17 protein-coding genes are annotated in these 16,482 nt (G+C 61.3%); 11 read left to right on the top strand and 6 right to left on the bottom strand.

Annotated features, from left to right (window positions below; translation table 11 throughout):
• Nucleotides 1-272 precede the first annotated feature (272 nt).
• Nucleotides 273-1,304: a CDP-6-deoxy-delta-3,4-glucoseen reductase gene (locus P3T22_RS10055; RefSeq protein ID WP_063497110.1), complete on the bottom strand. Its 1,032-nt coding sequence runs from the start codon at nucleotides 1,302-1,304 to the stop codon at nucleotides 273-275.
• Between the two features lie 94 nt (nucleotides 1,305-1,398).
• Between P3T22_RS10055 and P3T22_RS10050 the strand changes: the two genes are divergently transcribed.
• The gene (locus P3T22_RS10050) at nucleotides 1,399-2,427 is read left to right on the top strand and encodes an NAD-dependent epimerase/dehydratase family protein (RefSeq protein ID WP_429324868.1); all 1,029 of its coding nucleotides are present in this window, start codon (nucleotides 1,399-1,401) and stop codon (nucleotides 2,425-2,427) included.
• A gap of 49 nt (nucleotides 2,428-2,476) precedes the next feature.
• On the opposite strand, the gene P3T22_RS10045 is transcribed toward P3T22_RS10050, so the two are convergent.
• The 3 genes from P3T22_RS10045 to P3T22_RS10035 all read right to left on the bottom strand — a co-directional run bounded on the left by P3T22_RS10045 (nucleotide 2,477) and on the right by P3T22_RS10035 (nucleotide 3,850).
• A complete protein-coding gene (locus P3T22_RS10045; protein ID WP_063497108.1) occupies nucleotides 2,477-2,665 on the bottom strand; it encodes a hypothetical protein in 189 nt (62 codons plus the stop codon).
• 169 nt (nucleotides 2,666-2,834) lie between these two features.
• The gene (locus P3T22_RS10040; RefSeq protein ID WP_429324867.1) at nucleotides 2,835-3,545 is read right to left on the bottom strand and encodes a pseudouridine synthase; all 711 of its coding nucleotides are present in this window, start codon (nucleotides 3,543-3,545) and stop codon (nucleotides 2,835-2,837) included.
• 101 nt (nucleotides 3,546-3,646) lie between these two features.
• Nucleotides 3,647-3,850: a hypothetical protein gene (locus P3T22_RS10035; RefSeq protein ID WP_063497106.1), complete on the bottom strand. Its 204-nt coding sequence runs from the start codon at nucleotides 3,848-3,850 to the stop codon at nucleotides 3,647-3,649.
• A 195-nt stretch (nucleotides 3,851-4,045) separates the two neighbouring features.
• Between P3T22_RS10035 and P3T22_RS10030 the strand changes: the two genes are divergently transcribed.
• Entirely contained in the window at nucleotides 4,046-5,011 is a 966-nt protein-coding gene (locus P3T22_RS10030; protein ID WP_063497105.1) for a MurR/RpiR family transcriptional regulator, read from the top strand.
• Nucleotides 5,008-6,000: an isoaspartyl peptidase/L-asparaginase family protein gene (locus tag P3T22_RS10025; RefSeq protein ID WP_063497104.1), complete on the top strand. Its 993-nt coding sequence runs from the start codon at nucleotides 5,008-5,010 to the stop codon at nucleotides 5,998-6,000. The genes P3T22_RS10030 and P3T22_RS10025 overlap by 4 nt, the downstream gene beginning before the upstream one ends.
• A 99-nt stretch (nucleotides 6,001-6,099) precedes the next feature.
• On the opposite strand, the gene P3T22_RS10020 is transcribed toward P3T22_RS10025, so the two are convergent.
• Nucleotides 6,100-7,095: an alpha/beta fold hydrolase gene (locus P3T22_RS10020; protein WP_429324866.1), complete on the bottom strand. Its 996-nt coding sequence runs from the start codon at nucleotides 7,093-7,095 to the stop codon at nucleotides 6,100-6,102.
• Nucleotides 7,096-7,309: 214 nt separating this feature from the next.
• Here P3T22_RS10020 and P3T22_RS10015 point away from each other — a divergent pair, with 214 nt between their 5' ends.
• Nucleotides 7,310-8,695: an amino acid permease gene (locus tag P3T22_RS10015; RefSeq protein ID WP_063497102.1), complete on the top strand. Its 1,386-nt coding sequence runs from the start codon at nucleotides 7,310-7,312 to the stop codon at nucleotides 8,693-8,695.
• A 316-nt stretch (nucleotides 8,696-9,011) separates the two neighbouring features.
• Nucleotides 9,012-9,371, top strand: a complete 360-nt coding sequence (locus P3T22_RS10010; RefSeq protein WP_335341175.1) for a hypothetical protein — start codon at nucleotides 9,012-9,014, stop codon at nucleotides 9,369-9,371.
• Nucleotides 9,372-9,382: 11 nt separating this feature from the next.
• On the opposite strand, the gene P3T22_RS10005 is transcribed toward P3T22_RS10010, so the two are convergent.
• The gene (locus P3T22_RS10005; protein WP_236720856.1) at nucleotides 9,383-11,212 is read right to left on the bottom strand and encodes a sigma-54-dependent Fis family transcriptional regulator; all 1,830 of its coding nucleotides are present in this window, start codon (nucleotides 11,210-11,212) and stop codon (nucleotides 9,383-9,385) included.
• 422 nt (nucleotides 11,213-11,634) lie between these two features.
• Between P3T22_RS10005 and P3T22_RS10000 the strand changes: the two genes are divergently transcribed.
• Genes P3T22_RS10000 through P3T22_RS09975 form a run of 6 tightly spaced genes read left to right on the top strand, consistent with a single transcriptional unit; the run spans nucleotide 11,635 to nucleotide 16,353 of the window.
• Nucleotides 11,635-11,910 (top strand): phenol hydroxylase subunit, encoded by a 276-nt coding sequence (locus P3T22_RS10000; RefSeq protein WP_429324865.1) that lies wholly within the window; start codon nucleotides 11,635-11,637, stop codon nucleotides 11,908-11,910.
• A 28-nt stretch (nucleotides 11,911-11,938) separates the two neighbouring features.
• Complete coding sequence (locus P3T22_RS09995) at nucleotides 11,939-12,967, top strand: aromatic/alkene monooxygenase hydroxylase subunit beta (RefSeq protein WP_429324864.1); 1,029 nt, start codon at nucleotides 11,939-11,941, stop codon at nucleotides 12,965-12,967.
• Entirely contained in the window at nucleotides 12,960-13,232 is a 273-nt protein-coding gene (locus tag P3T22_RS09990; protein ID WP_063497099.1) for an MmoB/DmpM family protein, read from the top strand. The genes P3T22_RS09995 and P3T22_RS09990 overlap by 8 nt, the downstream gene beginning before the upstream one ends.
• A gap of 21 nt (nucleotides 13,233-13,253) precedes the next feature.
• Complete coding sequence (locus P3T22_RS09985; RefSeq protein WP_063497098.1) at nucleotides 13,254-14,849, top strand: aromatic/alkene/methane monooxygenase hydroxylase/oxygenase subunit alpha; 1,596 nt, start codon at nucleotides 13,254-13,256, stop codon at nucleotides 14,847-14,849.
• 36 nt (nucleotides 14,850-14,885) lie between these two features.
• Nucleotides 14,886-15,248 carry a phenol hydroxylase subunit P4 gene (locus P3T22_RS09980; protein WP_063497097.1) on the top strand — a complete coding sequence of 121 codons (363 nt, stop codon included), beginning with the start codon at nucleotides 14,886-14,888 and terminating at the stop codon, nucleotides 15,246-15,248.
• Nucleotides 15,249-15,288: 40 nt separating this feature from the next.
• Nucleotides 15,289-16,353, top strand: a complete 1,065-nt coding sequence (locus tag P3T22_RS09975; protein ID WP_429324863.1) for an NADH:ubiquinone reductase (Na(+)-transporting) subunit F — start codon at nucleotides 15,289-15,291, stop codon at nucleotides 16,351-16,353.
• Nucleotides 16,354-16,482 lie beyond the last annotated feature (129 nt).

Genomic DNA, 16,482 nt, shown 5'->3' with positions numbered 1-16,482 from the left:
ATGCCGTGGCTTTCATGATCCGAACTGCTAGCGCCTTTGTGCGGCGCGAATCCGTGACGAAGCCAGCGGCGTCCCTAAGGGAGCGGCGAGCGGCGACGTCGGAGTTCGGACTGGATGCGGTTCATGCGCGAAAGAATACGACAAGGAAAGCGCTGGTGTAAACCATGAATTTGCGCGGAGTCACATCAACGCGGATGTGTGCAAGTCTGCCAGCGTACCGGTTTCGTTTTGGTGAATGGGTTAATCGTCACCCGATCAACCCATTCACCGCCTCAAACCGCGTTCGCCAGATCCGCCTCGCTCGTGAAGGAATCCGCGTAGAACTCGTCCTCCGGCAGCCCATGATGCTGGGTGAAGTCGCGCTGTGCCGACTCGACCATCACCGGTGCGCCGCAGGCGTACACCTGATACGGCGACAGGTCGGGCAGATCCTCGATCACCGCGCGATGCACGAAGCCGACACGGCCCGTCCACGCATCGCCCGCGTCTGGTTCCGACAGCACCGGCACGAACTTGAAGTTCGGAATCTCGCGAGCCCATTGCTCGGCGAGATCGAGCAGATACAGATCCTTCTTGCGGCGCGCGCCCCAGTACAACGTCATCGGGCGGTTCAGGTTCTTGAACACCGCATGTTCGACGATCGCCTTTAGCGGCGCGAAGCCGGTGCCCGAGGCCAGCAGCACGATCGGCTTGTCCGAATCTTCACGCAGGAAGAAGGTGCCGAGCGGGGCCTCGAAGCGCAGGATGTCGCGCTCCTTCATCGTATTGAAGACGTGATCGGTGAACGTGCCGCCGGGCATGTGACGGAGGTGCAATTCGATCGGGCCTTCCGTGTGTGGCGCGCTCGCCATCGAATAGCTGCGGCGCTTGCCATCTTTCAGAATGAATTCGAGGTACTGGCCGGCCAGATACTGCAGACGTTCGTTGGCGGGCAGTTGCAGCTTCAGCACGACGACGTCGTCAGCCTTGCGCTCGATCGCGTTCACGCGGCACGGCAGTTTCTTGACCTGCACGTCGCCCACGCCGGCCACTTCGCGGATATCCACTTCGAGATCGGAGCATGCCGTCGCGCAGCAGAAGAGCGCCATGCCGCGCGTCTTTTCATCGTTCGACAAGGCCGACGACGAATGCTGACGCTGTTCGACCTGGCCGCTGACCACGGTGCCTTTGCATGAGCCGCAGGCGCCGTTCTTGCAGCCGTACGGCAGGCCGATGCCCTGGCGTAAAGCCGCGATCAGGACCGGTTCGTCCTGTTCTACCTGAAACTGCCGGCCGCTTTGCCGGAGCGTGACGTTAAATGCCATAGAGTGTTCGAAATCGAAAAGTCGGTAATCGTTATCGGACCCGCGGTGCAACTGTGCGGTACCTGCCGCGCCAGGCGGCTACAATGCGTCCACCATGAAAGCGACACGAAATTTACGCCGGCCGCGCGTGTTGATCGTTGGCTGCGGTGATGTCGGCATGCGCTGCGTGCCCTTGCTGCGGCCTCACGCGCATGTCTTCGCGCTCACCAGCCACGCCGAACGCAGCGCCGAATTGCGCGCCGCTGGCGTCACGCCGCTGGTCGGCGACCTTGACGCGCGCCGCAGCCTGAAGCGGCTTGCCGGCCTCGCGCCGACGGTGCTGCATCTCGCGCCGCCGCAAAAGACCGGCGATGACGACCGCCGTACCCGCGCCTTGCTTGCGACGCTGAGCGCGCGCCGCGATCGGGCGCTGCGTGCCGCGCGCGGCGCGCTGGCGCCGGTCGGGCGGCTGCGCCGCGGGTTGCGCCGCATTCGTGCCTCGTGGGCGGAATCTGAAGCAGCCAATATTGTACCCGACAGGGTGCGCTGGACCGCCGCACCGCGGGCGCCTGTGAAGTTGGTGTACGCGAGCACGACAGGCGTCTACGGCGATTGCGGCGGCGCGTGGATCGACGAGACGCGCGCGTCGCAGCCGGCCAATGCGCGTGCCAAACGCCGCGTGTCGGCCGAGCGGCAATTGCGGCGCGCCACTGCGCGAGGCGTGATCGCCGCAAGCATCGCGCGGATTCCGGGCATCTACGCGAGCAACCGTCTGCCGCTCGTGCGGCTGGAAAAGCGCACCCCCGCCTTGATCGATGCCGACGACGTCTATACCAATCACATCCACGCCGACGACCTCGCCGCGATCCTCGTGCGCCTCGCTACGCACGGGCGGCCGGGGCGCGCAATCCACGCATCGGACGATACGTCGCTGAAAATGGGGGAGTACTTCGACGTGGTGGCCGATGCGTTCGGCCTCGAACACGCGCCGCGCATCACGCGCGTGGAGGCGGAGCAGCAGATCGAGCCGACCTCGCTGTCCTTCATGCGTGAATCGAGGCGGCTTGTGAACCGGCGCCTCAAAGAGGAATTGCACGTGCGCTTGCGCTATCCGAGCGTCGAGGATTTTTTGCGCGAGGCGTGAAGCGTGAAAATTGAAAACGCGCCGCCCGGCGGCGCGCGGACTCACAGGCTTATGTCAGTGCAGGCAACGCCTCCAGCAACAGGAAGCACAGCATCGCGCCGATCAGTGCGCCGATCAGGTTCGGATGATATTTGTGCCGCAGCCGCATCATGACCAGCAGTCCGCCAATCAGAACCAGGCCGAGGCACACGAAAGCGATCATCAAATGCGAAATCGCGGTGGTGTCGTGGATGACCATGGCGCCCCTCCTTGTGAACCCTATGTAGTCTTTGTTTAAACGAGTATAGAGCGAGTTGTAAGGAAGAGCATGCTGCGATGCAGCGTGTAATCAGGTGTCCCCCGGGGCCTGTGTGCGGGGCGCACACGATTGTCCTGACGCATCAAGGCCTTAAAAGGGCCCTACCGGTTTACCCGCTCCGTAAATATCCGAGGTCGGTTTCGTCGAGCCATTGCCACGCGCCTTCCGCGAGCGTCGCAGGCAATGCGAGTGCGCCGATCCGCTCGCGATGCAGCGCTTCGCAACGGTTGCCGGCTGCCGCAATCATCCGCTTGACCTGGTGATACTTGCCTTCCATCACGGTAAGCGCCAACGCGTGCTCGCCGCGCGCCTGGGCGTCGACGGCGACGATCGGTTTGGACTCGCCGTGCAGCAGGACACCGTCGCGCAAGGCACTCAACTGGACGTCGTCGATGGGGTGCCGCGTGGTTGCGATGTACAGCTTCGGCACTTTGCGTTTCGGCGACGTGAACATGTGAACGAACTTGCCGTCGTCGGAGAGCAGCAGCAGGCCGGTGGTGTCCTGATCGAGGCGTCCCACGCATTGCACGCCGCGTTCGGCGAACTGCGGCGGCAGCAGGCTGAACACGCTCAGATGATGCTGCGGGTCGCGCGAGCATTCGTAGCCGGCGGGCTTGTTCAGCAGCAGATAGGCGTGCTCGCGATACGGCCAGACGACCCCGTCCACGCTGAAGCAGAACGTATTGTCATGGGTTGGGAAATCGGCGTCGGCATCGGCGCAGACTGAACCGCCGATGCTCACGCGGCCGTCGCCGATCAGCGCCCAGCATTGGCGGCGCGAGCCGAAACCTTGAGTGAAGAGGATGCTTTCGAGATTCATGGCGAGCGAAGAATAACACCGCAAGAAGCAGAGCGCCGCGCAGCGCCGTAGCGACGACGCGGGTCTCCCGACATTCCGTCGCAGGTGTTCATCAATGCACGCTACGTCCTCTTCACCTTCTCTATCCGCGATCCGTCCACCGCGATCTTCTTCAACTTCGGTTTCTTCGTGCTGCAAGCGGTGTACGTGCCGAGCGCCGTGCATCGATTGGGATAGAGCGCGTCGACGATCATCATGTCGCCGGCGGCACCGCTTGCGTGCCGCCCCGAGGGCGCAGCAATCGCGCAATGAAAACCGGTTTTCATCTGGCGGCCACGTTGCGCGCCGACTCGCCTGCTGATGTCCGTGAAAACCCTCGAAAATGAAAATGAATTTTTTTTAGATTGGATTTCTATGTAAATATACTTTCATTCATTTTGATTGCGCCCGAAGGAAGTCCCCTTGGGGGGCGCCCCGAAGGGAGGTCCCTTGAGGGACAGTCACCACGTCGGCTCGCTCGCATGATCCATCACTCGTCCGTTGCATCGAACCCCGCCGAGCAGGCCATTGCCGCGCGCATTGCCGCAGCGATGCCGACCCTCACACCGATCCATCGGCGCATGGGCGAGTTCGTGCTGGCGAATCTGTTCCGCGCGGCGACCATGCGGATCGACGAACTGGCGAACGTGGTCGGTGCCTCGGTGGCAACGGCGAATCGCTTTGCTCGCGCGCTGGGCTTCGACGGTTATCCGCAGTTTCGCGAAGCGCTGGTACGCGGCTTCGAAGCGACGCTCGCGCCGGTAGAGCGGTTGCGTAGCGCGCAGGAATCGCCCGCTTCCGGTGACGCGCTGCTCGATGCATCGCTCGAACAGGCGGTGGCCAATCTTAATTCGACACGCACCGCGATCGATAGCGCCGCAGCCGAAGCGGCGGTTGAAGCGATCATTGCCGCCCGCCGTGTTTTCGTGCTCGGCTACGGGGCCAGCGCGTTTCTCGCCGGCTTGATGGAGCACGGCCTGATGCCGTATCACGACAACGTGCAGTCGCTCGCCTTGATCGGTGGACCGTCGCATGCCGCGCGGCGCCTGTTCACAGCGGACGACGGTGATCTGGTGATCGCCATTGCGTTTCCGCGCTATATCGAAGACACCATCGAACTCGCGCGTCGTGCGGCAGGCCGCGGCGCACGCGTGCTTGCGCTAACCGATAGTCCGCGCTCGCCGCTCGCGCAATTCGCTGATCTCGCACTCTATATCCGCTCCGAACGGCGGCTTGCGGCCAATGCCGATTCCGCTGTGCTGGCCGTGATCGAAGCACTTTGCGATGCGCTCGCGTATCGCGCACAACAGTCAGTCAAGGCGGCCGCCGGCGTCAGCGAATTCGTGCTGCCCTGGCTGACCGATCCACAAGCCGCGCCGTCCAGCACTGCTGAGAAGCCAGCGCGCGCTTCTACCCGTACCACCCGCACCTCGAAAGCCAAAAGATGAACACCAACGCACTCATTGCCATTCACGGCGGGGCAGGCACGATCCTGCGCGCATCGATGTCGGCCAGCGTCGAAGCCGACTACCACGCTGCCTTGCACGCCGTGCTGAGCGCGGGCCAGCGTGTCCTCGCCGACGGCGGCAGCGCGCTCGACGCCGTCAGCGAAGCCGTACGCCTGCTCGAAGACTGCCCGCTCTTCAACGCCGGACGTGGCGCGGTCTACACAGCAGCCGGCACGCATGAACTCGACGCGGCCATCATGGACGGCAGCACGCTCGACGCCGGCGCGATCTGCTGCGTAACGCGCATACGCAATCCGATTCTGGCGGCGCGCCGCGTACTCGAGCGCAGCGAACATGTGCTGTTCGCGGGCGACGGTGCGGAAGCCTTCGCGGCCGCGCAAGGACTCGAATTCGTCGATCCCGAGTATTTCCATACCGAAGCGCGTCGTCGCCAATGGCAACTCGCGCGCGGTCAGCAGCGCGCCATGCTCGATCACGACGGCGCGACGCTGGCCGCCGCGCCATCGTCGAACGACGGCGATCCCGCGCCGCACGAGCCGATCGATCCGAATCGCAAGTTCGGCACGGTGGGCGCGGTCGCGCTCGATCAACATGGCCACGTGGCGGCTGCGACTTCGACGGGCGGCGTCACCAACAAGCAGCTCGGCCGGGTCGGCGATACGCCGCTGATCGGCGCGGGCTGCTATGCGGACGACGCAACCTGCGCAGTCTCGACCACCGGCACAGGCGAGATGTTCATGCGCATGGTGGCGGCGTACGACGTCGCGGCGCAGATGGCGTACCGCAACATCTCGCTCGAAGAGGCGGCGCACGACGTGGTGATGAACCGTTTGCCGAAGATCGACGGACGCGGCGGCCTGATCGCCGTCGATGCGCGCGGCAACGTCACGCTGCCGTTCAATACCGAGGGCATGTATCGCGGATTCGCGCGGATCGGCGAGACGCCCGTGACGGCGATCTATCGCTAATACGGTCTCGCTGCGTCTTCGCTTGAACTGCCGCTTGAATGTTCGTCTGAAGCACCGTTAGCCGCGTCCGAACCCACCCTTACGCTTACTAGCCAGGGCCTACTGTTGCCGGCTCAACTCTCGCGCTGCACGATCGATCACATCCGCAACAGCACCTGCATGCGACACCGGCGCGAGATGGCTCGATGACATCGACACGACCTTCGCATTCATCCGGTCGGCCATGAATTTTTCGATTTCAGGCGACACCGCGCGATCCCGGGTCGTCACCACGTACCACGACGGCTTTTCTTTCCACGCTACGTGGCTGACGGTTTCATTGAATGCCGTCGCGGAGATCGGAACTTGCGCGGCGGACAGTACGCGTGTGAGGTTTTCGGGCACATCGGCGGCAAAGTCGGTGTGGTATTTCGTGCGGTCGAGCCAGAGGTAACCGCTGGGGTCCGCGACGATGCCTTGGGTCGCAGGCATCGGCGCCGCGCGTTTCATAAGGTCTGCCACGGATTCATGCAGATCCGGCGCAATCGCCGCGATGTACACGAGACCTGCGACGTTCGGTGCGTTCGCACCGGCTTCCGTGATCACGACACCGCCCCACGAGTGCCCCACCAGGATGGTCGGGCCTTGCTGGCGCGCGAGGACGCGGCGGGTGGCGGCGACATCGTCGGCGAGCGACGTGAGCGGGTTCTGCACTGAACTCACGTGATACCCCTTCTGCTGCAACTTCGCGACGACGCCGTTCCAGCTCGACCCGTCGACGAACGCGCCATGAACCAGCACGACGTTGCGCACGGGGCCGGTGATCGGCGCTGAGGGTGGTTTGGGAGCAGTCGCCGTTGGCGTAGCGGGTGCCGGGGGCATGGGGGCGGTGGCGGCAGGCGTCGCGGGTACTGCGGGTACTGCGGGTACTGCGGGTACTGCGGTCGGCGCGGCGGCTGGCGGGGCCGGTGCTTCGGGTGCGCTCGACTCCATACCGGGCATCTCGGCCGGTTCGGCGGCGGGTTCTGCCGTGGGCGCCGCGGTTTGCGCGAGGGTACCCACCCCAGCGAAGCAGAGACACAAAGCTGCGGCGCAAAGCAGACGTTTGGGCGACATGTTGAATCTCCGAAGGCTGAGGCCTCGACTAGGGGAACATACAGAAGCGCCACGCCAGTGACAATCACTATCCGCGCCGTTAAGTGCGGCGCAGAACCAAGCGCGGGTTGGTCCCAGTATTGAGGTAATTTCGGGCGCGGTAAAATTATCGGTTCTGCCGCGGCAGACCATAAGTCTGATCGGGTGATCGATATCCATATACTGGGGCGCAATTTTGAATAGTGCACAGCAGCAAGACGGCCTGAAGCGTGGGCTGAAGAATCGCCACATCCAGCTGATCGCGCTGGGCGGGGCGATCGGCACCGGCTTGTTTCTTGGCTCCGCTAGCGTGTTGAAGGCGGCCGGCCCGTCGATGATTCTCGGCTACGCGATCGGCGGCATCATCGCCTTCATGATCATGCGGCAGCTCGGCGAAATGGTCGCGCAGGAACCGGTTGCCGGTTCGTTCAGCCACTTCGCGTACAAGTATTGGGGCGACTTTCCCGGCTTTCTGTCCGGCTGGAACTACTGGGTGCTGTATGTGCTCGTGAGCATGGCCGAACTGACCGCAGTCGGCACCTACGTGCATTACTGGTGGCCGGGGGTGCCCACGTGGGTCTCGGCGCTGGTGTGCTTCGCCGTCATCAACGCGATCAACCTCGCCAACGTCAAAGCGTACGGCGAAACCGAATTCTGGTTTGCGATCATCAAGGTGGTGGCGGTGATCGGCATGATCCTGTTCGGCGGCTATCTGCTGATCAGCGGCCATGGCGGCCCGCAAGCCTCGATCACCAATCTCTGGGCCGACGGCGGGTTTTTCCCGCATGGTTTTCATGGCCTCTTCATGATGCTCGCGGTCATCATGTTTTCGTTCGGCGGGCTCGAGTTGATCGGCATTACGGCTGCTGAAGCGGCCGACCCGCAGAAGAGCATTCCGAAGGCCGTGAATCAGGTGATCTACCGGATTCTGATTTTCTACATCTGCTCGCTGGCGGTGCTGCTCTCGTTGTATCCGTGGAATCAGGTCGCGGCCGGCGGCAGCCCGTTCGTGATGATCTTCTCGCAGATCGGCTCGACGCTGACCGCGAACATCCTCAATGTGGTAGTGCTGACCGCGGCGCTGTCGGTGTACAACAGCGGCGTGTATGCGAATAGCCGCATGCTCTACGGTCTCGCGGAACAGGGCAACGCACCGCGTGCGCTGATGAAGGTCGACCGGCGCGGCGTGCCGTATATGGCGATCGGGTTGTCGGCGCTCGCCACGTTCACGTGCGTGATCATCAACTATCTGATTCCGGCCGAAGCGCTCGGCTTGCTGATGGCCCTGGTGGTGGCCGCCCTCGTGTTGAACTGGGCGCTGATCAGCCTGACGCACCTGAAGTCGCGCAAGGCGATGGTGGCGGCGGGCGAGACACTCGTGTTCAAGTCGTTCTGGTTCCCGGTCAGCAACTGGATCTGCCTCGCTTTCATGGCGCTGATCCTCGTGATTCTGGCAATGACGCCGGGCCTCTCGGTCTCGGTGTGGCTTGTGCCGGCATGGCTGGTCGTGATGTGGGCCGGTTATGTGTTCAAGCGCCGGCGTGCGGCGATGCATGGCGGCGCGCGGGTGGCAGGACAGTAGAGCGTGTCGGCGGCGCGGGAGGCCGTCCTTTTGTGTCGACGGCACCCGGCCCGAGGTATTCCCGGATACTGCTTTGATCCATACGAACGCCGGAAAAACGACGACTTTCGATCATTTCATCAAATGATCGCTTCACCACTTCAGGTCAGCCGTACCCCGCAGCAGCTACCCCACCCCTTGCGTGCCGCGCGCAGTAAGGGGCGAGGCGATTCCAGCCGTGACGGACAGCCTTGGGACCGCGACTGGCACAGTCGTTGCATGATCTGGGGCGTGTTCGCGTTTTCGCAAGCACGGGCCTTTCAGCCAACAGGATCGGGTGAGTGAAGATTCGGTACGCAACCGACACCCGCAAAATCACTGTCAGCTGTGGAAAACGTTCGTCAATGTACTCGATCGCATCGAGCGACATGCAGTTGAGGAGATGGTCATGGCGCATTCAGGATACTCACTGCACGCTTTGGTCGAAAAGTGGCTTGCGCCGTCCAACAGAACGAGCGCGCGCGTTACGTTGTTCACACACCTCGCCCAGAAGGGGTGTTGCTATGTGCGGGTAGAAGCAGCTTGTCGCCAGGGTATTGGCGCGATGTTCTTTTTTCGTCACGACGACGGGAACTGGTACATCTTTCCGCCCGGTCAGCAACGGCCGGCCATGAACGCGCTGAGGTATGCCGCGTGAAACGCCGTTCCCTAGACCCGAAGCCCCCGGCTTTTAAGGCGATACACGAGTTGCGGACGCGTAATCCCCAGCGTCCGCGCGGCCGCCGACAAGTTGCCTTGCGCACGTTGCACGGCGCTTTTTAGCAGTGCGGTTTCTATATCGTCGAGCGATGTTGGCTCGATATCGCCGCTGATCCCCATCAGCAAGCTGTTTACTTTTCGGGCGACGCGCTCGATTTCTCCATCGGGAGTGCCCGCTGTCTGGTCCAGCAAGGATCCAGAGGGCATCAATGCCCCATCGGTGCCAAGGCCGAACATCTCCGCGTCAATTGTTTCTCCGCTCGTAAAAAGATGGCCGATGTCGATTGCGCCTCCATCCGGCGCGAGGATCACGCCGCGCTCGACAAGGTTCTCCATCTCGCGAATATTCCCCGGCCAGCCGTAGTTCAACATCGCGTCGATCGCACGGCCGGTGAAGCCCGTTACGTTACGCTGGTGACGCGCACGATACTTGTGCAGCATGTGATTCAGCAGTACGGGTAGATCCTCGCGTCGTTCGCGCAACGACGGCACACGGATTGGGAAAACGTTCAGGCGGAAGTACAGGTCTTCCCTGAAGCGCCCCGCGCGAATCTCATCCCTCAGGTCCAGGTTCGTCGCCGCGACGACTCGTACGTTGACGCGGCGTGTCTGCGTATCGCCGATCCGTTCAATCTCGCCTTCCTGCAGCGCACGCAAAAGTTTGCCCTGTGCCGTCAGGCTGAGAATGCCGATCTCGTCCAGAAAAAGCGTACCGCCATTCGCGCGCTCGAAACGGCCAGGCCGGCTCTGCGTGGCATCCGTGAAGCCGCCGCGCTCGACACCGAACAGTTCTGACTCGATCAGCGCTTCCGGAATCGCCGCGCAATTGACTGCTACGAATGGACCATTGCTGCACGTGCTGATCCGGTGCAGCGTGCGGGCGCATACCTCTTTGCCAACACCGCTCTCGCCAAGAAAAAGGACTGTCGCGCGAGTGCTCGCCACGCGCCGGATCATGTGGCATACCGCGTTGAAACCCGGGGACGCACCCACCATGTTGTCGTCGCCGAACGCCGTGGGCGGCGCCGTCAGCGGGTCACCGAGTACGGGCGCGCTCTGTTCGCGTTTAACCGCTCCCGCAGACAAGCCTTGCGTGAACGATTGTGCCTGCATGAAACGGAGATCGTCTGCCGCCTCGTCACCCCATTCCTCAACGGGTTTGCCGATAATCCTGCATTGAGCCTGGCCCAACGCGCGACACTCCACTTCGCGATAGACAACGGGACGCCCCATAAAGACACTGGTATAGCCGGACGCATACCCGATCTGAGTCCAGCAGACAGGCTCGGCGCCGATTCCATAAATGCGGATGTGCTCCTCGTCTTCTGCGCAATTCTTCCAGATGAACTCGCCGTAGTACTCCCCCTTCTCGACGTCTAGTTCAAGGCGCACCGGTTCGACGACGGTCATGCCCTCCAGCATGTGCAACTGCGGGCCGACCGCGAACATTTCGGTGATCGCGCTGTCGGGCCGGACTTTGCGCGCCAGCTCTGCGTCACGCGCGCCGGAGTTGTAGCCCATCCGCGTGAGCAAGCCGCGCGCGGCATCGATACCGAGGCTCTCGATCAGCTCGCGTCGCATCACGCCGACCGAGCCGGTGTGAACCAGCAGCATGCGTTGATCGTCCAGCCAGATTCGTCCGTCGCCCGGCGAGAAATGCAGCCTCGACATGAGGTCTGCGATGTCCGGATATCGAAGGCTGTCCACGCAGTCGCCCTTGGGCGATACCAGCGACATGCGTTCGCTGGCTGCGGCCTGCGCTTTGTCTCGAGTGACCATCTGGATTCGTCTCCCACCACTTTTCTTGAAGTCCCGCCAACGGGTGTTGCCTGTCAGTATGCAACGCTCCGTGTCCCGCTGCACGGCGAATCGCCCACCTGCGAACCCCGGGTGTTCCCGGATACCGATTTGATTGGACGCCGAGCAAGCGATCACGACGGATTTCGATCATTTGGTCAAGCGCAAGGGGTTCTGATGGCTCGCGGTTCATTTGTCGCCTGATTGTTCGGCCTTTGTTTTTCCATTGATTAACAAAGGATTTTTCGTCTTTCTGCGCGGCATTCGTGGCCTGTTGAACTGCCGCTGGCATCGGGATTGCCTTAATACCTGCGCAGTCCCGCATTTCGATGAAAGCGTGAAGTGAATGACGGCATGAACCGCGCGAGGAGTCTGATGCGGAAATCAAAACGAAGGAGACAGCGATGCCATCGCATCCACCCCATGTTGAGCCAGCCTCGAGCGTTTTTGACGTAACTCGACGCTATGTCCGTGTCAGGCAACGTCGCGACGATGGTTTTGTCGAATTCGACTTTTCCATCGGTGACCCGGGACTCAGCGTCGAGCTCGTCATGGCGTTGCCGGACTACGAGTCCTTTTGCACGGCAAACCGCGCAGTCCACCTGAGTGACGACGAAGGCGAGGCGCTTGACCTCGAACAGCTGAAATGGCGCTACGGACAGCCTGGACTGTCTGAGTGACCCGTATAGGAAACCAAGGAGACACGCCATGCAAATCGACATCAAGACGTCTGCCGTACAGCAGATCCGTCAGACCTTCTCTCATGTAGCGCGACGGTTGGGCGGAGACAAGCCGGCTTCGCGATATCAGGAAGCCACTCTGGAATTGCAGCCTGAAGACAATTTCCATTACCGGCCACTGTGGGAGCCCGAATTCGCGCTGTACGACAAGGGCCGCACGGCCATCAGGATGAACGACTGGTACGCGTTCAAGGACCCTCGTCAGTATTACTACGGGACCTACACGATCACGCGTTCGAGGCAGCAGGACACGATGGAGAAGAACATCGAGTTCGTCTCCAAACGCCGCCTTCTGAGTGACCTGCCGGCTGAGGTGAAAGCACACATTGCCGCGCTGATGGTGCCTCTCAGGCACGTCGAATGGGCGGCCAACACGAATAACTGCTTCGTGACGGGCTATGGATGGGGCACGGCCATCACCCAGGCCACCATGTTCCATAGCATGGACCGGCTGGGCATTGCGCAGTACCTGTCACGCCTTGGCCTGCTGCTCGACGGCAATCAGGGCACGTCGCTGCTGGACGGCAAGGAGCGCTGGCTTGGCAGCCCGATCTGGCAAGGCGTGCGCCGCATGGTCGAAGACACGATGGTCGTGAAGGACTGGTTCGAGACTTACGTCGCGCAGAACGTCGTGCTGGACGGCCTGTTGTATCCGCTCTTCTACCGCCATATCGACCAGCGTCTGACGCAACAGTGCGGACCCGGCATCGGCATGCTGAACGAGTTCGCAAGCACGTGGTTCGATGAGTCGAATCGATGGGTCGACGCGACCCTCAAGACGGCTGCGTCGGAGTCGACAGAAAACGCCGCGCTGCTTGGTCAGTGGATCGCGAAGTGGCGTCCTCAGGTTCTCGACGCGTTGCAACCCCTTGCAATCGAAGCGCTTGGCGCCAACGACGCCGAATCGGCACTGCGCGAGATCGCTGAAGCATTCGACGCCCGCGTGCTGAAACAGGGCGTGTCGCTTGCATCCGCTGTGGAGGCCATTCATGACTGATTCCGTGTTCATCGCGTTTCAGACCAACGACGATTCCCGGCCGATCATCGAGGCAATCGAAGCGGACAACCCCCACGCCGTCATCAACGCATTTCCGGCCATGGTCAAGATCGATGCCGTCGGCCGTCTGGTGATCAGGCGTGAATCGATCGAGGCGCGCATTGGCCGTGACTTCGATCTGCGCGAACTGCAACTCAACCTGATCTCGCTTGGCGGCAACATCGAAGAGACAGATGACGAATTCATTCTTGAATGGAAAGCCTGACGGGCGAACAGGAGACACAACATGAGCACCACCAACGCGACGCCGAAGAAGTTGAGCATCAAGGAAAACTATGCGATGTTGACACGCGGCCTCGGATGGGAAACGACCTACCAGCCGATGGACAAGGTTTTTCCGTACGACAGATTCGAAGGCATCAAGGTCCACGACTGGGACAAATGGGAAGACCCGTTCCGTCTGACGATGGACGCCTACTGGAAGTATCAGGGAGAGAAGGAACGCAAGCTCTACGCGATCATCGATGCTTTCCAGCAGAACAACGGCCAGTTCAACGTCACCGACCCACGGTATATCAACGCGCTGAAGCTGTTCCTGACGGGGGTAAGCCCACTCGAATACGCGGCGCATCGCGGCTTCGCGCTGGCCGGGCGCAACTTTCGTGGAGCCGGTGCGCGGATCGCCTGCCAGATGCAGGCGATCGACGAACTGCGTCACGCGCAAACGCAGGTCCACACGATCAGCCATTACAACAAGTTCTTCAATGGCTTTCACGACTTCAAGCATATGCACGACCGGCTCTGGTACCTGTCAGTGCCGAAGTCGTATTTCGAAGACGCGATGAGCGCCGGGCCATTCGAATTCGTGACGGCGATCTCGTTCTCGTTCGAATATGTGCTGACCAATCTGCTGTTCATGCCGTTCATGTCAGGTGCCGCGTTTAACGGCGACATGGCGACGGTGACATTCGGCTTCTCCGCGCAGTCCGACGAATCGCGTCACATGACCCTCGGGCTGGAGGTCGTGAAATTTCTGCTTGAACAGGACCCCGGCAATGTGCCGATCATCCAGAAATGGGTCGACAAGTGGTTCTGGCGCGGCTACCGCCTGCTGACGCTCGTTGCGATGATGATGGACTACATGTTGCCCAAGCGGATCATGTCCTGGCAGGAAGCGTGGGAAACCTACTTCGAGAAGAACGGCGGTGCGCTGTTTCATGACCTCGAGCGCTATGGCATTCGCATGCCGAAGTACCACGACGTTGCATCGAAAGAGAAAGATCGCCTCTCGCATGAGGCGTGGGGCATCTTCTACAACTACACGCACGCGGCGGCCATGCACACATGGGTACCGTCCGATGACGAAATGATCTGGCTGGCCGAAAAGTATCCTGCGACCTTCGACAAGCTCTATCGGCCCCGCCTCGAGTACTGGCGGGAACAGCAACAGCAGGGCAAGCGCTTTTACAACAACACGTTGCCGATGCTGTGCCAGCTTTGCCAGATTCCGATGGCGTTCACGGAGCCCGACGATCCGACGAAGATCTGCTATCGCGAAAGCGACTACCTCGGCAACAAGTATCACTTCTGCTCCGACGGCTGCAAGGACGTCTTCGACAACGAACCAGAGAAGTATGTGCAGGCGTGGCTACCTGTGCACCAGATCTACCAGGGAAATTGCTTCGAGAAAGATGCGGATCCCACCGCAGCCGACTTCAACCCGCTGGCTGAAGTGCTGCGCTACTACCACATCAACGTAGGTGAAGACGGCCACGAATTCGAGGATTCGCCAGACAGGAAGAACTGGCTGCGCTGGACCGGCAAACCGAGTCATGGCGGAGAAGAGACGCGGGAAACCGCACCCGCCGAAAAAGCCGCCTGAAGGCGCACGTCGATCGAATCCTGAAGGAGACAAGTCATGCCAGTTATCGCGCTCAATGAAGGCTATAAGGGCGAAGTGAAGGACCGTGAAGAAAACTTTCACGGCAACCGGCTCCTCTTTATCGGCTGGGAGGATCATCTGATGTTCTGCGCGCCGCATTGCATTCCAGTCTCGCCGGCAACGACCTTCGCAACGCTCGCCAACGAAGTCATTCCGGGTATTTATTCATCGCATCCCGACTGGGACAAGGTCGTGATCGGAGAAATCGAATGGTTCCGGTCAAACGAACGCTTTGTACCCGAGTTCGACCGGACGCTCGCTGAAAACGGATTGCTGCACAAGGCGTTGATTCGCTTTCGCACGCCCGGCCTGACCGGAATCCACGGTTCCTGCAGTTAGGCCAGCGACGGACGCAATCACGAAGAGAGGAGAGGCTGAAATGAGCTATCAGCTAACGATCGAGCCGATCGGTCACACCATTGAAATCGGCGATAACCAGACCATTCTCGACGCGTGCCTTCGGGCAGGTGTGTGGCTGCCGCACGCGTGCTGTCACGGCCTGTGCGCGACCTGCAAGGTTCAGGTCACTGATGGCGAGGTCGAACATGGCAACGCGTCACCGTTCGCGTTGATGGACTTCGAGCGCGACGAGCGCAAGTGTCTCGCCTGCTGCGCGACGGCGCAATCCGACCTCACGATCGAGGCCGATATCGATGAAGACGTCGATGCACGTCACTTCCCGGTTAAGGACCATACGGGCCGCGTGAAGGAGATGATCGATCTGACGCCGACGATCAAGGGCATCTTCATCGAACTGGATGACGAGGGCATCGAGTTTCAGGCAGGTCAGTACGTGAACGTCCATATTCCCGGTGAAGACATGCCACGCGCGTTCTCGCTTGCAGACAAGCCCGGCTCTTCGAGGCTGATCGAACTGAACGTCAGGCGTGTGCCGGGCGGAACAGGGACCGGCTATCTGCACGAGGGTTTGAAGCCTGGCGACGAGATTCGCTTTAGCGGTCCGTTCGGCCGATTTTTCGTGCGCGCGTCGGACCCGCAACCTGTCATCCTGATTGCAGGTGGATCGGGGCTTTCAAGTCCAAGATCGATGCTGCTGGATTTGCTCGAGCAGGGAGATGAGCGGCCGATCACGCTGCTGTATGGCGCTCGCGATCGGGCAGAGCTCTACTATCACGACCTTTTTCTTGAACTGGCAGGGCGGCATGCAAACTTCACGTATGTACCCGCACTTTCCAGCGAGGCTGTGGATTCCGCCTGGGATGGCTTTCGCGGCTTTGTTCATGAAGCCGCGAAAGCGCACTTTGCCAACGATTTTCGCGGCCACAAGGCGTATCTCTGCGGGCCGCCGGTCATGATTGAAGCGTCCATCAGAACGCTCATGCAAGGGCAACTGTTCGAGCGCGATATCTACACAGAGAAATTCCTGACCAGTGCGGACGGCGCCGAAGCTCTGGCGAAAAGCCCTCTGTTCAGGTCGATCTGAAACCTGGACAGGTCCCGTTGCCCACTTACGCAGCGCGGCGCACGTAGCCCTCTTGCGGAGCATGTTGCGCAAGAGGGCATTACTCGAACTAAAGCGGCCCGTAAAGGGCCGCCTTCCGTCGGCTTGACA

The sequence above is a fragment of the Paraburkholderia sp. GAS348 genome (assembly GCF_050434205.1).
Lineage (GTDB): Bacteria > Pseudomonadota > Gammaproteobacteria > Burkholderiales > Burkholderiaceae > Paraburkholderia.
Note: the sequence above shows the minus strand (reverse complement) of the source record. Positions and strands in the feature narration are given on the sequence as shown.

What these genes read in the sequence shown, in the direction of transcription:
- P3T22_RS10055 (WP_063497110.1), bottom strand. Translation starts at nt 1,304, where the DNA reads ATGGCATTTAACGTCACGCTCCGGCAAAGCGGCCGGCAGTTTCAGGTA.
- P3T22_RS10050 (WP_429324868.1), top strand. Translation starts at nt 1,399, where the DNA reads ATGAAAGCGACACGAAATTTACGCCGGCCGCGCGTGTTGATCGTTGGC.
- P3T22_RS10045 (WP_063497108.1), bottom strand. Translation starts at nt 2,665, where the DNA reads ATGGTCATCCACGACACCACCGCGATTTCGCATTTGATGATCGCTTTC.
- P3T22_RS10040 (WP_429324867.1), bottom strand. Translation starts at nt 3,545, where the DNA reads ATGAATCTCGAAAGCATCCTCTTCACTCAAGGTTTCGGCTCGCGCCGC.
- P3T22_RS10035 (WP_063497106.1), bottom strand. Translation starts at nt 3,850, where the DNA reads ATGAAAACCGGTTTTCATTGCGCGATTGCTGCGCCCTCGGGGCGGCAC.
- P3T22_RS10030 (WP_063497105.1), top strand. Translation starts at nt 4,046, where the DNA reads ATGATCCATCACTCGTCCGTTGCATCGAACCCCGCCGAGCAGGCCATT.
- P3T22_RS10025 (WP_063497104.1), top strand. Translation starts at nt 5,008, where the DNA reads ATGAACACCAACGCACTCATTGCCATTCACGGCGGGGCAGGCACGATC.
- P3T22_RS10020 (WP_429324866.1), bottom strand. Translation starts at nt 7,095, where the DNA reads ATGTCGCCCAAACGTCTGCTTTGCGCCGCAGCTTTGTGTCTCTGCTTC.
- P3T22_RS10005 (WP_236720856.1), bottom strand. Translation starts at nt 11,212, where the DNA reads ATGGTCACTCGAGACAAAGCGCAGGCCGCAGCCAGCGAACGCATGTCG.
- P3T22_RS10000 (WP_429324865.1), top strand. Translation starts at nt 11,635, where the DNA reads ATGCCATCGCATCCACCCCATGTTGAGCCAGCCTCGAGCGTTTTTGAC.
- P3T22_RS09995 (WP_429324864.1), top strand. Translation starts at nt 11,939, where the DNA reads ATGCAAATCGACATCAAGACGTCTGCCGTACAGCAGATCCGTCAGACC.
- P3T22_RS09990 (WP_063497099.1), top strand. Translation starts at nt 12,960, where the DNA reads ATGACTGATTCCGTGTTCATCGCGTTTCAGACCAACGACGATTCCCGG.
- P3T22_RS09985 (WP_063497098.1), top strand. Translation starts at nt 13,254, where the DNA reads ATGAGCACCACCAACGCGACGCCGAAGAAGTTGAGCATCAAGGAAAAC.
- P3T22_RS09980 (WP_063497097.1), top strand. Translation starts at nt 14,886, where the DNA reads ATGCCAGTTATCGCGCTCAATGAAGGCTATAAGGGCGAAGTGAAGGAC.
- P3T22_RS09975 (WP_429324863.1), top strand. Translation starts at nt 15,289, where the DNA reads ATGAGCTATCAGCTAACGATCGAGCCGATCGGTCACACCATTGAAATC.